This window comes from Streptomyces sp. SYP-A7185 (genome assembly GCF_046103685.1).
GTDB lineage: Bacteria > Actinomycetota > Actinomycetes > Streptomycetales > Streptomycetaceae > Streptomyces.
On record NZ_CP122310.1, the window covers coordinates 264,870 to 277,497 of the forward strand.

The 12,628-nt window shown below is 69.4% G+C and carries 9 protein-coding genes and 2 pseudogenes; 5 read left to right on the forward strand and 6 right to left on the reverse strand.

Going from position 1 to position 12,628, the window contains the following annotated elements; genetic code table 11:
• Window positions 1–1,217 precede the first annotated feature (1,217 nt).
• From QBL25_RS01295 to QBL25_RS01305, 3 genes and pseudogenes are all read right to left on the reverse strand, one after another.
• A pseudogene (locus QBL25_RS01295) lies at window positions 1,218–1,898 on the reverse strand (DUF2637 domain-containing protein); the annotation flags it as partial.
• A gap of 697 nt (window positions 1,899–2,595) precedes the next feature.
• Window positions 2,596–2,946 (reverse strand): ATP-binding protein, encoded by a 351-nt coding sequence (locus tag QBL25_RS01300; protein WP_409062507.1) that lies wholly within the window; start codon window positions 2,944–2,946, stop codon window positions 2,596–2,598.
• Between the two features lie 264 nt (window positions 2,947–3,210).
• A complete protein-coding gene (locus QBL25_RS01305; protein ID WP_409062508.1) occupies window positions 3,211–4,071 on the reverse strand; it encodes a SigB/SigF/SigG family RNA polymerase sigma factor in 861 nt (286 codons plus the stop codon).
• A gap of 193 nt (window positions 4,072–4,264) precedes the next feature.
• Here QBL25_RS01305 and QBL25_RS01310 point away from each other — a divergent pair.
• The 5 genes and pseudogenes from QBL25_RS01310 to QBL25_RS01330 all read left to right on the forward strand — a co-directional run.
• Window positions 4,265–4,543 (forward strand): annotated as a pseudogene (locus tag QBL25_RS01310) (cardiolipin synthase B); the annotation flags it as partial.
• Between the two features lie 263 nt (window positions 4,544–4,806).
• Window positions 4,807–5,478 carry an ANTAR domain-containing protein gene (locus tag QBL25_RS01315; RefSeq protein WP_409055081.1) on the forward strand — a complete coding sequence of 224 codons (672 nt, stop codon included), beginning with the start codon at window positions 4,807–4,809 and terminating at the stop codon, window positions 5,476–5,478.
• Between the two features lie 61 nt (window positions 5,479–5,539).
• The gene (locus QBL25_RS01320) at window positions 5,540–6,289 is read left to right on the forward strand and encodes an ANTAR domain-containing protein (RefSeq protein WP_409055082.1); all 750 of its coding nucleotides are present in this window, start codon (window positions 5,540–5,542) and stop codon (window positions 6,287–6,289) included.
• A gap of 251 nt (window positions 6,290–6,540) precedes the next feature.
• Window positions 6,541–7,173 carry a hypothetical protein gene (locus QBL25_RS01325; protein WP_409055083.1) on the forward strand — a complete coding sequence of 211 codons (633 nt, stop codon included), beginning with the start codon at window positions 6,541–6,543 and terminating at the stop codon, window positions 7,171–7,173.
• Between the two features lie 218 nt (window positions 7,174–7,391).
• Complete coding sequence (locus QBL25_RS01330) at window positions 7,392–7,751, forward strand: hypothetical protein (RefSeq protein WP_409055084.1); 360 nt, start codon at window positions 7,392–7,394, stop codon at window positions 7,749–7,751.
• Between the two features lie 173 nt (window positions 7,752–7,924).
• Here QBL25_RS01330 and QBL25_RS01335 read toward each other — a convergent pair whose 3' ends face one another.
• The 3 genes from QBL25_RS01335 to QBL25_RS01345 all read right to left on the reverse strand — a co-directional run bounded on the left by QBL25_RS01335 (window position 7,925) and on the right by QBL25_RS01345 (window position 12,518).
• Complete coding sequence (locus QBL25_RS01335) at window positions 7,925–9,205, reverse strand: ATP-grasp domain-containing protein (protein ID WP_409055085.1); 1,281 nt, start codon at window positions 9,203–9,205, stop codon at window positions 7,925–7,927.
• 38 nt (window positions 9,206–9,243) lie between these two features.
• Window positions 9,244–10,506: an MFS transporter gene (locus tag QBL25_RS01340; RefSeq protein WP_409055086.1), complete on the reverse strand. Its 1,263-nt coding sequence runs from the start codon at window positions 10,504–10,506 to the stop codon at window positions 9,244–9,246.
• A 161-nt stretch (window positions 10,507–10,667) separates the two neighbouring features.
• Window positions 10,668–12,518 (reverse strand): AMP-binding protein, encoded by a 1,851-nt coding sequence (locus tag QBL25_RS01345; protein ID WP_409055087.1) that lies wholly within the window; start codon window positions 12,516–12,518, stop codon window positions 10,668–10,670.
• Between the last annotated feature and the right edge of the window lie 110 nt (window positions 12,519–12,628).

Genomic DNA, 12,628 nt, shown 5'->3' on the forward strand with positions numbered 1-12,628 from the left:
CGGCGTCAGGACGTGAGGTCGGCATCGTGGGCGATGACCGCCTGGTAGCGCCGCTCGAAGTCGGCCTGGGCGGCCATCGCCTGGACTTCGTCCTCCCGCCAGGCTGCCTTCGCGGGGTCCTTGATGTGACGCTTCCGCACGCCCTGGTCCGCAAGGCGCTGCACTACGTCCGCGATCCGCGGCTGGTCGGTGTGCTGCCGTTCGGCGTCCCAGACGACGTAGATGCGGAACTGCGGCAGGTAGCGGCGCAGCGTGCTGGGATCGACCGGAGCTCCGCTGCGGCCCGTCACGCCGCGATCGGCCAGGAAGACAGACAACTCCTTGTCCGAGGGCTCAGTTCCGTGGGTGTTCTGGTAGTCGCGCCAGGCCAGGTAGTAGCGGTCCACCGTGGTGAGCTGCGCTGCGGCCGGACCAGCTGACGCGAGCGCTTCCGCCACCACCTCGACTTCGTCGTCGGGAAGCGGAGCATTCACCCGCCGCGAGCGCACCTGCTGTCCGGGGTCCGGCGCCCGGCGGTCGACCTCCGCCGTAGACCGGTCCGTGGTCGACGCAGCCGCAGGATCCGGCTGCTCCTCGGCTCCGGCGGAGGCTTCAGCCGCGACAGCGCCAAGATGCGCGGCCAGCCGTTGCTCGTCGAGGGCATCGTCCCCCGCCATGAGGCCAAAGCGCTCGGCGAGGAAGGAGACGAAGGCCCCCACGTCGGAGAGCGTCCCGTTCTCGGCAGCGAACTGGCGGGCGGCATCACGGTAGAACAGAGCCCACCCATCCGCGTGATCGCCGTGGTCGTATTCGAGGACTTCAGCCGCGTCGGCCGACAGCAGGGACCGGCCCGCGTCGCGCTGCTCGAACGCGATGGTCATGGCGCACAGCTGCTCGTCCGCGAGCGGTGCTCCGTTGAGTCGCGTGATCCCGTGTGCCTCCCTCAGATAACAAGCGAACTGGTGGGCCGTGGGAGACATGCCGAACTCCGCCACGAACCCGAGGTACGCCCGGAGGTAGGCATCGGGGTACGCCCCCTCGTCCCCCCTCAGGTCCCAAAGAGGTCCCTCCTGCTCGTCCACGGCGCGGAGAGCTTGATGCTCCTGCGGTGGGCCGAGTGGGATGCGCTCTTCCCTCGCGTCCGGGCCCGGCACCGGGGCCTTACTCTGCCGCGCCTCCTGTCGATGCACTTCGACAGCACCCATCTCCTGCGACGCGTGCCGCTGGCCCGGTGTGCCGATGCCCGCGGCGGCCAGCCCGGCGGGGCCCGTCTCCGCGAGCGGGACGCCGAAGCGGGCCAGGCGCAGCGGCATCAGGGATTCCACGGGGGCCTTGCGGCGCCAGGAGCGGCCGAAGCGGGCCTGGAGGCGGGCCTGGTAGATGAGGCGGTCCTGCTCCAGCTGGATGACCTGCTCGTAGGAGCGGATCTCCCACAGCTTCATCCGCCGCCACAGCTTGAACGTCGGCACGGGAGAGAGCAGCCAGCGCGTGAGGCGCACGCCCTCCATGTGCTTGTCGGCGGTGATGTCCGCGATCCGGCCCACCGCGTGCCGCGCCGCCTCCACGGCCACCACGAACAGGACCGGGATGACGGCGTGCATGCCCACGCCCAGCGGGTCCGGCCAGGCCGCCGCGCCGTTGAAGGCGATGGTCGCCGCCGTCAGGAGCCACGCCGTCTGGCGCAGCAGCGGGAAGGGGATACGGATCCACGTCAGGAGCAGGTCCAGCGCCAGCAGGACGCAGATGCCCGCGTCGATGCCGATCGGGAAGACCGCCGAGAAGCTGCCGAAGCCTTTCTTCTCGGCCAGCTCGCGCACGGCCGCGTACGACCCCGCGAAGCCGATGCCGGCGATGACGACCGCACCGGCCACGACCACGCCGATCAAGGCCCGCTGCGACCTGCCTAAAGCGCCAGGCACCTTTTGCCGCCCCCACTCACACGCGACTCCCCCCTCACTGTTCCAATCGTCAGAGCAAATCACACTCGCACATTGCAGTCCAGGTTCCCCTCGCGTCGGACACGCCCACAAATCTCACTCTCCCCGCCCTGGCATCGCTTTGCTGCAGCACCAAGAAGGATCAGCGAATCTCCATGCCGAACTGAGGTGATCGCGAACGAAAAGCTGCATCCACTGCAGTCGGGGAAATCGGCGCGAGCGGCGTGCCGTGAGCCACCCAGCACCACGCCACGAACAGATGCCCGGGCAAGCTGACACAGGTCTTTGCAGACGCCACGGCGTCAGGCCGACCGCGGCTCGCCCCAAACCGGCCGGGGTTCGACACACAGTCACCGCTCGCGGATGCCATCCAGATCTGCCGACTTCTTCCAGGTGCCGTCACATCGGGTGGCGGGTGGCGATCATGGCAGTAGCCCGGTGACATGCGGCACGCCCGAAGCCTTGAGCCGATGCTCGCCTCAGGGGATCGACAGCGAATCGTCTCAACGAGGACGACTGCTTCGTCCCGACTGGTCGCGAACCCTGCCAACCCGCACAACCGTCCAGGCAGCGCACCCCGCCCAGGAGGCGCGCCGCGTTCAGGCGCCGCCTACCTGGTCAACAACCATGCAGCGCCGCGTAACGTGCGACGTGGATCCCACGAAACTCCAGTGGGTCTTCAGCCACAGGCCCAGCGGACGCGCACCGTCTTGCCCTGGGCCCCGGTGAGTATTTCCAACGGGCCGAAGAGCTGTCGCACGATGCTGAGTCCATGACCGCCCACCGCATCAAGCCTCCGCGGGCGCAGAGACGGCAACGCGACACTGTGGTCAGCAACATCCAGTACGAAACCCTGCCCATCCCTGCGCACGGTCAGTCGCCACCACCCACCGGCGTGACAGACAGCGTTAGTGACCAACTCGGATACCACCAACGCCAACGCGCCGAGATCGGCACCCGGCCATTCGCCCGCGACGAACGCGGTCGCGGCCCGGCGGGCGTCCCGGACGTCCCCTTGGGACGATGTCATCGTAAGCAACGGAACTCTCCGATCTTCCAAGGTGGTCACGGGCCTCGTGTCGGTATCTCCCTGCGGAACGAACGGGCGCAATCAACCGAATTACCTGAACGCCGGGTTGCGCCTATCACTCGTCCATCTATCCGAGTGCTTGCGGCCCACCCTCGCATCAGCGAGGGCCGCCTTCGAAACGAAGGCCTCAGACAGGCCGACAGCGCTTGGCGTTGGAAGGGCCACATCTCTTGGAGGTAGCCCTTGGTTGGACTGCAAGGGTGGTCAGGCCAGCATGCCGGTGCGGAGCTTGAGGAGGGTGCCGGTGAGCAGACGTGAGACGTGCATCTGGGAGACGCCGAGTTCGGCACCGATCTGCGCCTGGGTCATCTCCTGGCCGAAGCGCAGCTCGATGAGGCGGCGCTCCCGCTCCTCGAGCCCCTCGAGGAGCGGGGCCAAGGTGTGCAGGTCCTCCACCGTCTCCATGGCCGGGTCCGCGCCGCCCATCACATCGGACAAGGTCCGCGTCGGCATGACCGCACTTTCGCCACCGTCGGTCGGCGCCTCCAAAGAACCGGCCACATAGCCGTTCGAGGCAACGATGCCCTCGGTCACCTCTTCTTCGGTGAGATCCAAGTAGTCGGCGAGTTCCTTGACCGTCGGATCACGGTCGAGGCGGGCGAAAAGATTTTCCTTGGCCCGGACGAGTTCCACGCGCAACTCCTGCAGCCGGCGCGGTACATGCACGGCCCAGGTCGTGTCCCGGAAGAAACGCTTGATCTCGCCGGTGATGTAGGGGACGGCGAAGCTGGCGAACTCGACTTCACGGGTGAGGTCGAACCGGTCGATGGCCTTGATGAGACCGATGGTGCCGACCTGGATGATCTCCTCCATGTCGCCGCTGCCCCGGTTGCGGAATCGGCGGGCCGCGAATTGGACGAGGGTCAGGTTCATCTCGATGAGGGTGTTACGGGCGTACTGATATTCGCGCGTGCCCTCTTCCAAGGTCTGCAGCTTGTCGAAGAAGATCTTCGACAGCGCTCGAGCGTCCTTCGGGGCCACCTTGTCCGTGTCCTCGATCCACGGCAGCTCGCTACCGGCAACAGACGTCTCCCGAGGCCCCACCCCATCGCTCAGGCCGGGCATCTCAACCTCATCTGCGGTTCTGACAGCTCGTTGACGGTTGAACGACATGCCTTGCCCCCACGCTGACGGTACGACTTCTTTGCCTAGCCTCTGCCCCACTTGCCGTCCAGCATGTGTGTTCACCCAAATTTTCTTGCCGTGGGGAAACAATTGCCGCCTCGGCCCTGCCACGCGAGCAGCTGGCTCGGCTCCACGACATTCCGCGGTGGACGGCATCGCCGCCGCGCTCGCGCAGAACTGGGCGGAGTGCCACGAGGAACTCTTCGACGACCGCGACCGGTTCATCGAGCAGCGCCCGCAGGGCGACGCCATCGTGCAGGTGGTGCGCGGCTCGGCCAGCATCGGCTGGCAGGACATGCAGACGCCGATCCGGGACATGCCGGAATCGACCGAGAGCCGCGTCCGGCTGTCCACCGCGTACCTCTCGCCGGACTCGTACCTCACCAAACTGTTGTGCTACACGGCACGGCGCTGAATCCCATCTCGTTTGTCCGCCTACCGGGGGTGAACGAACACGCAATCGTGCACGTGTCCTCCTCACGGCGTGCGGCCTGCAAAGACCGACGGTGCGACAACCGCGGAATTCGGTGCCCTTCGCGATCAGAACGCCCATGCGGTGATCTTGGACGAGATCCGCTTCCGGACAATTCCGCTGTGCGGCCATCGCTATCCTGAAAAGGTGCAGATGACGCCTGTCGCGTCACACGGGAACCGACGAAAGCGGGGGCGGAGCAGATGAGTTCGACAGTCGGTGAACTCCTGGACAGCCTGCCGGCAGCGGCCACCCAGGACGAGCGCCGGGGGTGGGCGGTCGCCTGCGCCCAAGCCCTGGGCCTGGGCGGGATCGCCGTCGCCTTGGGACAGCAACTCGTGTGGTTCAGCGATGAAACCAGTGCGCGCCTCGAGGACCTGCAGTTCGTCCTCGGCCAGGGCCCCAGCCAGCGCATCCAGGACGAGACGGAGGTGCGGCAACTGCCCGATCTCGGCCGGCTCCTCGTCCAGCAGTGGCCGCAATTTACCGCCGAGGCCGAAGGGCTGGGGATCGCGGCGCTGTTCGTCTGGCCCGTACGCATCGGCGCCGTACAAGCAGGAACAATGACCGGCTACCGGCGTACGGTGGGCCCGCTCACCGAGCAGCAGGTGGCACAGGGCCAATTGGTCGCCGACACCCTGGCCCAGCACGTGCTGAGCCACTGGCCGACCACCCACGTAGGCAACGGCTCGGGCCACCCAGGAGCGGTGGACCTGCACCGAGCTGAAGTGCACCAGGCAACCGGCATCCTCAGCGTGAGACTCGGCGTCTCGCTCAGCGAAGCCCTGGACCGACTGCGCGCCCGCGCTTATGCGTCGGGCCTGTCCTTGTCGGACACCGCCCACACCATCATCCAGCGGGAACTGCCGCGATGACACTAGCCCGGTCGGCTATCTGCACCGGCCATGCTCCGCTCGGGACTCAAGGAGTGCACCCATGAGCAGGGAACAACACATTGCCCGTACCTTTGTGGAGCTGGCCGACACTTTGGTGGAGGACTTCGACGTCATCGATTTCCTGCACCAGATGACCGTCCGCTGCCAGGAGATCCTCGACGTCACTGATGCAGCCGTCTTTTTGGCCCATCCAAACCTGCGCCTACACACCCCCGCCCCCTGTGACCCCAGCCCCGCCCTGCAGCGAGTCCTGGAAGCCGCTTGCACCGAAGGCCCGGCCGTGGACGCCCACGCAACCGCCCAACCGGTCAGCGCCTCAAGCACCGCCGACGCCGCCGCACGCTGGCCGCAGTTCACCTCACGGCTCCAGGACGGCGGCTACACCCTGGCCAGCGCCATGCCCATGCGGCTGCGCCAGGAAAACATCGGCGGCCTGCTCTTGCTGCGCACCGCAGACCGGCCCCTAAAGACTGACGACCTCGCCCTCGCCCAGGCACTCGCCGATGCGGCCACGATCGGACTGATCCAGGCACGCACGATCCGCCAGCAGCACACCATCAACACGCAACTCCATACTGCCCTGCAGAGCCGCATCATCATCGAGCAGGCAAAAGGCGTCCTCGCGGCCCGCAGCAACACCACCCTCAACCAGGCGTTCGACGCTCTGCGCCGGCACGCGCGGCGTCATCGGATCCTTCTCAGCAACGTCGCTCGGGACGTCATCGAGTCCGGCCTGACACCGGTCACCGGCCCCGCTCGACCGCAGACCGACAAAGCAGGCAGCGAGTAATACCAGTAGGCGCACGCTTTCCGCATTCCTCGGCAACCCTCGAGAGCCTGCCGAGCGCACGGCTTGATACACCGATACATTTCCGGCGCCCCCGCCACCCTCCCGCCAGAACAATTCCGTTTAAATGCCGTCAAACCGATGCGAGTGCAGCGGCCGGGCAAGGGCTTGATGGCCGCGCCCCGAGCCTGAATACTGGAAAAGTGGGCACAGAACCGTCAGACCGGTCAACCTTCAGCGATGTCGTCGGCACGATGGCGGATGCCGCCGGTGAGCGCGACCGTCAGGCCGACGACCGCGAGGCCACCGCCGATGAGCGCGAGGCCACCGCCGACGAACGCGAGGCCATCGCCGACGAGCGCGAACGCGCCCTGAACGCCCGGGAGGAGCAGACCGACGCACAGGCCCGCCACCTCGGGGAAGCAGTCCCCAGCTTCTTGCAGCGTTCCCGGGAAGCGAGCGACAGGGCACGGGCCCTGCTCGCCGCCAGCGAGGCCCGGCTGGCGCGTGCCGACGCCAACTTGACGCGTGCGGAAGTGCTCGAAGCACGCGAGCAATGGGTCATAGGGCAAGAACTCGCCGTCTCCGACCGGCTGCTCGGCACCACAAGCCCGTCGCGTAAGAGCAACCTGGAGCTCTACGTGCAGCAACTCCACACGCGCTATCTCACCGCGTCGGCCAATCTGGCCGACGCGCACGACATGGTGGCCCAGCACCACGAACAGCTCGCCCAAAGCAACACGTCAGCCGGCGAAGAACACCGCACCCTCGCCCGGCAGGCCCGCCAGACGGCACTGCACCTCCGCACGGCCGCCCACCAAACCACCCACCCAGAGGGCGACGCCCCCTCTGCCGAACCGCCGCCCGACGCCCGCCCCACGCCGTGAAGAGATAGCCAACGCTGGTCCGTGTACTACCCCCGCAGCCGTGGGGCTCGTCACTCCGGTGTCGCGGGGCAATAGTGAGGTCGCCACGCTGTTTTGTAAGCTCCCTCCGGCCCTCCTCCAGCGGCAAGGCTGTGAGCGCCTGCCCGCCTCCGACGGCGCCGCGGCACCACCGCACCACCGCTCGATCAGCTGGCTGTGCGGCGAATATAATCTTGCGCATGTCGAAGCCTGACGAACTGCTCGTTGATCTCGCCGCCCTGGTGGAGTCCGGGCAGAGCAACCAGATGTCCCTGACCGTGGTCACCGGTGGTGCCGTCATCACCGGTCGTCTTGCTCCCGAGGCTGTATGGCGGCAGAGGGTCTCGGAGGTCCTGACGGATTCGGAGCGCCTGGGAGAATTCTCCGCCGTCTTCGATGCCCCCGTGAAAAGGAACGGGCCGCCTACGTATCTGCACTTCCACGTGGCCCGGATTCTGCAGGGCACGGTGGGGATCCCCGAGACGGGCGGGATGTATCGCGTGGCGATCGATGACATCAACAGCTGGACCGTGGGCGACTTCAGCTATTCCGACCACTGAGCAACAAGCCCCGCCCGGGGCGCCAGGGGCTTCCGCAGCAGCCGTAGAGTCAAGGGGGCACACCGCACCGGCCCGCTTCCCTCTGCCCGTGCCTCTGGCGATCGAGGGCGTCCGCCGCGCACAGCCACACGGTGCGTCGCGTCTGCGGCTCACCTCGCACAACGTCGCCTGGGTCACCGGGCGACGGTGATGCGTATCCCTGCCAGCGCTTTGAGTGCCGCCTCGTTCACCGCGGCCGGTGTGGCGCCCCGCAGGGCGATGTGGCCCACGCGCTGGAGGTTGTCGGTGGGGTCGTCGAGGTGGTCCCCGGGCTCCTTGGTGAGGATGATGTCCGACTCCGGGCCGTCGCCAGGGACCCCCTCGACTGGCGGTCCGCCGACCGGGAGTCCGTCGCCCGGGAGTCCGTTCACGGACAGCAGCGTGCCGGCGTGCGGAGCGATCAGGAAGCGGATGCCGGCGGCCGCGGCGCGGGTCGGGGTGAGGTCGGAGGCGTGGCCGAGGGCGATCTGGACGGCCGCCCGGGCCATGTCGACGCCGGTGGCCCCTTCGACGAGGTCCATGATGCCGTCGCCGGGCGGCCGGGCGCCGGTCTCCAGGACGGACGTCCGGCCCTGATCGTCGAGTTTGATCTCCGTGTGGGCCAGGCCGTTGCGCAGTCCCAGGGCGGTCACGGCGCGGCCGGCGGCGTCCAGCAGCTTCGTGCGCGCCTCAAGCGAGATGTCCGCGGGGACGGTGTGACCGGTCTCGGCGCGCGCCGCCCCTTCGGTGGTGAACTTTTCGGTGACGGCAAGGTGGTGGATCTCGCCGCGGACGACGACGGTCTCGACGCTGAACTCCTCGCCGTGCGCGTACTCCTGCGCAAGGAGTGTGGGCTCCAGGGCGATGCCGTGCGGCAGTTTGACCGTCTCGGCTCCGGCCAGGGCCACGGCCTGCGCCAGCTCACCGGGCTCGGTGACCACGCGTACGCCGATGGAGGCCGCGTTCTCGGCCGGTTTGACCACCAGCGGATGGCACAGCCCGGCCGCCGCGACGCGCTCGGCGAGGGTGTCGGCGTCCGGGGCGGTGACGGTGCGCGGGGCCGGTACGCCGTGGGCCGTGAACGCGTCGGCCATCAGGCGCTTGTTGCGGCTGGCCGGGGCGGCAGCGGCGTCGTGGCCGGGCAGGCCGAGGTGGTCGGCGAGCTGCGCGGCGAGGGGGGTGAGGAACTCCCAGCAGGCCAAGATGCCGTCGATGTCCGTGCGGTGGCAGAAGTCGGTCAGTTCCGCCAGCGTGGCGTCGGGGTCGGTGAAGTCGGGGCACACCGTCCCGGTCACCAGTGCTCTGGTCGCGGGCGGGTACTGGGCGTACATCTGTTCGTGGGTGGCCACCCACGTCTCGGCTCCCAGATCACGGGCGGCGCGCAGCAGGGCCTGGCCGGCGGAGACGCCGGCTTCGAGGAAGAGGATCTTCGGCATGGGGGTCCTTGGGAAGGTGGGCGGCGGTCCAGGGGTGTTCAGGCGACGGCCGTCGGCGCCGCGGATTCCTGCTGTACGAGGAGCGCGGTTCGCCTCCTGATGGCGGGCGCCAGGGCGAGTTGGGCCAGCGCCGCGGCCAGGCAGCAGGCGGCGCAGGAGAGCCACAGGACGGCGGGGCCGACCGACAGCAGGCGGGTGCCGGCCAGCGGGGCGATGAGGAAGCCCGTGCCCCAGGCCATGCCGAGCAGGCCGTTGTAGCGTCCGCGCAAGGTGGCCGGCGCCAGGTCGGCGACGATGGCGGTGGTGATGGCGAAGACCAAGACCTCCCCCAGGCTCCACACCGCGACGGCGAGCGCGAAGGCGGGGCCCGCGGACGCGGCGGCGACCAGAGCGTTGCCCCCGGCGGCGAGCACGAATCCGGTGGCCAGGACACGGCTCTTGTCGAACGCGCCGAGCCGGTGCCCGATCAGGGGCTGGACCAGGATGAGGACGATGCCGTTGACGGCCATGACCATGCCGTAGACGTCACCGGACAGTCCGTGCCGTGCCATGACCAGGGGCAGCGTGGCGAAGGCCTGCTGGAAGACGACGGCGTACAGGACGACGACTCCGGCGAAGGCGAGCATCGCCCGGTCTGCCAGGACATCGCGGTAACTTCCGCTGGTTCCGCGTTGCGCGGGTGTCGGCCGGGTCTCGGGGACGGCGAACCACACCAGCAGGCCGAAGACCGCGCAGGCGGCGGCATCGACCCAGAACAGCAAGGAGAAGCCGCGGGTGGCGAGGTGACCGCCCAGGACCATGGCGGCGGAGAAGCCGAGGTTGACCGACCACAGCAGCAGGCCGAAGGCGCGGGTGCGGTCGGCGGCGGGGACGGTGTCGGCGATCAGGGCTTGGGCGGCGGGCCTGAAGAGGTCGAGGGTGACGCCCAGGGCAAAGCCGGCCGCCGTGAGGGCGACAAGGGACTGGGCGTGGCCCAGGGCCAGCAGGGAGGCGGCGTTGGCGAGCATCCCGCCGGTCAGGGCGATCCTACGGCCGAAGCGGTCGGTGAGGAATCCGCCCAGCGGCTGGGAGATCACCGAGCCGACCCCGATGATCGCGAGGATGACGCCGATGGTGCCCAGCGGCACGTCACGGACCTGGCTGAGGTAGAGGCTCAGGAACGGATTGACCATGGCGCCGAGGCGGTTGACCAGGGTGCCGGACCACAGGACCCAGAACGCGCGGGGCAGACCGCCGGCGCGGACCTTGACCAGGGCGCGCAGGCGGCCTGCGGGCGGTAGGGCGGGCGGGGTGAGGGGCAACGTGTTCCTCCGTGGGAGCCGCGCGGCTCGGGTGGGGCGCAAGCGGGTGGTGTCGGGTGCCGGTGCGGGTGGGCGGGGCGCGTCGGACCGGGCCCGGCCGGTGGTACAAAGCCGCGCGCGGCCAGCGCCGTTGGGGCGCAAGCGGGTGGTGTCGGGTGCCGCTACGGCTGGGCGGGGCGCGTCGGACCGGGCTGGGCGGGTGGTGCAAAGACGCGCGCGGCCAGGGCCTTCCGGTCGACCTTGCCGTTGCCGGTGACCGGCAGCACGTCGATGACCTGCAGTTCGGCGGGGACCATGTACGAGGGCAACGTGCGCGCGCAGAACTCCCGCAGGGCAACGGCGATGTCCTGGTGCGGCGCGATCGCGTCGCCCTGGTGCAGCGCGATCCCGTCGCCCTGGTGCGGCGCGATCCCGTCGCCTTGGTGCAGCCCGACCTCATCGTCCTGGTGCAGCGCAACTTCGGCGTCCTGGGGCGGCGCGACCTCGGCGCCGCTCGTACGGCGGGAGCCGGCCGAGTCTTCGTCGCCGCTCTTGCGCTGCCCCGGAGCGCCGCCGCCCGAGTGAGCGCCTTGGCCCGGTGTTGCCTCCTCGGCGTTCGCGACGACGAAGGCGGCCAGGCAACCGCCGCCGTCCGGGAGGGGCAGGTGCAGGGCCGCGGCGGCGGTCACCGCGGGGTGGCTCGTCAGGCGGCGTTCCACCTCGCCCAGTTCCACGCGGTTGCCGTTGATCTGCACCTGGGAGTCGGCGCGTCCCAGGAAGTACAGCTCCCCCTTCTCTCCGCGCACCGCCACGTCCCCCGTCCGCAGGACGACTTGCCCCGATTCGGGGCACAGGGGGTCGGGGACGAGGGCGGCCCGGGTGGCTTCCGGGTCGTCCCAGTAGCCGGAGAACAGCGCCGGGCTGCGCAGCAGCATCTCCCCCAGGGTGCCCGGTCCGTCGACGATGCCGTCGTCGTTGCGGAGCAGGAGTTCGGCGCCCGGGTGGGCGGTGCCGATCGACAGCCGCTGCACGGCGGCCGGGATCGGCTCGGGCACGTCCTGGAAGGTGGCCGCCATGGACTCGGTCGCCCCGTAGCAGTTGACGATCCGCATGCCCGGGCGCAGTTCCTGAAGGCGGCGCAGCTCCGGCAAGGGGAACTCCTCGCCGCAGAACAACACCCCGCGCAGGTCGTCGAGGGCGGACAGTCGGTCCGCTTCGTGGCGCAGGACCTGTCGCCAGATCGACGGCACGCCGTTGACCTGGGTCGCCCGCGTGTCGCGCAGGACGCGCAGGAAGTGCCGGGGCCAGCGCACCTCGCGCTGGGAGACCGGGACCACGACCGCGCCGCTGCCCAGGGCGAGTCCGATGCTGAGCAGGGAGAAGTCGAAGTGCAGCGGGGAGGTGGCCGCGATGCGGTCACCCGGGGCGGCGATGCGCTGGGCCAGCATGCCGCGGTAGAAGGCGATCACGGCCCGGTGGCTCATGACCACGCCCTTGGGGCGGCCGGTGGTTCCGGAGGTGAAAATGATGTACGCGGGGTCGGCGACACACGGCACGTGCCGACGGCGAACGGCCGGCTCGGGGGCGCGTGTCACCACCAGTTCGCCGTCGCCGAAGCGTGCCGCGCCCAGCGTCGTGGGCAGATCCGTGCGCGGGGCGCTCGCCGCCTGTACGTGCAGGGCGGGGCGGGCCGTCTCGATGAGTGTGCGCAGCCGGTCCGGCGGTGTCTCCGGGCTCACCGGTACGAAGGTCAGTCCGGCACGGGAGCAGGCCAGCAGTACGGCGATCGAGGCGGCGCTCACCTCCGCCTGGAGCAGCACCCGCGACCCGGGCTCCAGTTCCTGCGCACGCAGGGTCGCGGCGAAGGCGTCCACGGTGGAGCGCAGGTCGGCGTAGGTGGTGACGACGGCCGCACCGCCGGCGGCGGGTTCCACGACGGCCGGGTGAGCCGGGTCGTGGCGGCCGGGGTCGAGCAGGAAATCGTGGAGGAACTCACCGGTCGCCGCCGGGATCTCGTCCGGCCGTGGGCTCACTGCGCAGGTCCTTTCCGTCGCGGATGGCGTGCGCGTCCCTCGCGGACGGCCTGCGGGCCGTGCCCAGTGCGTCGGGTTCACGCAAACGCCATTCACTTTTCCATATACCG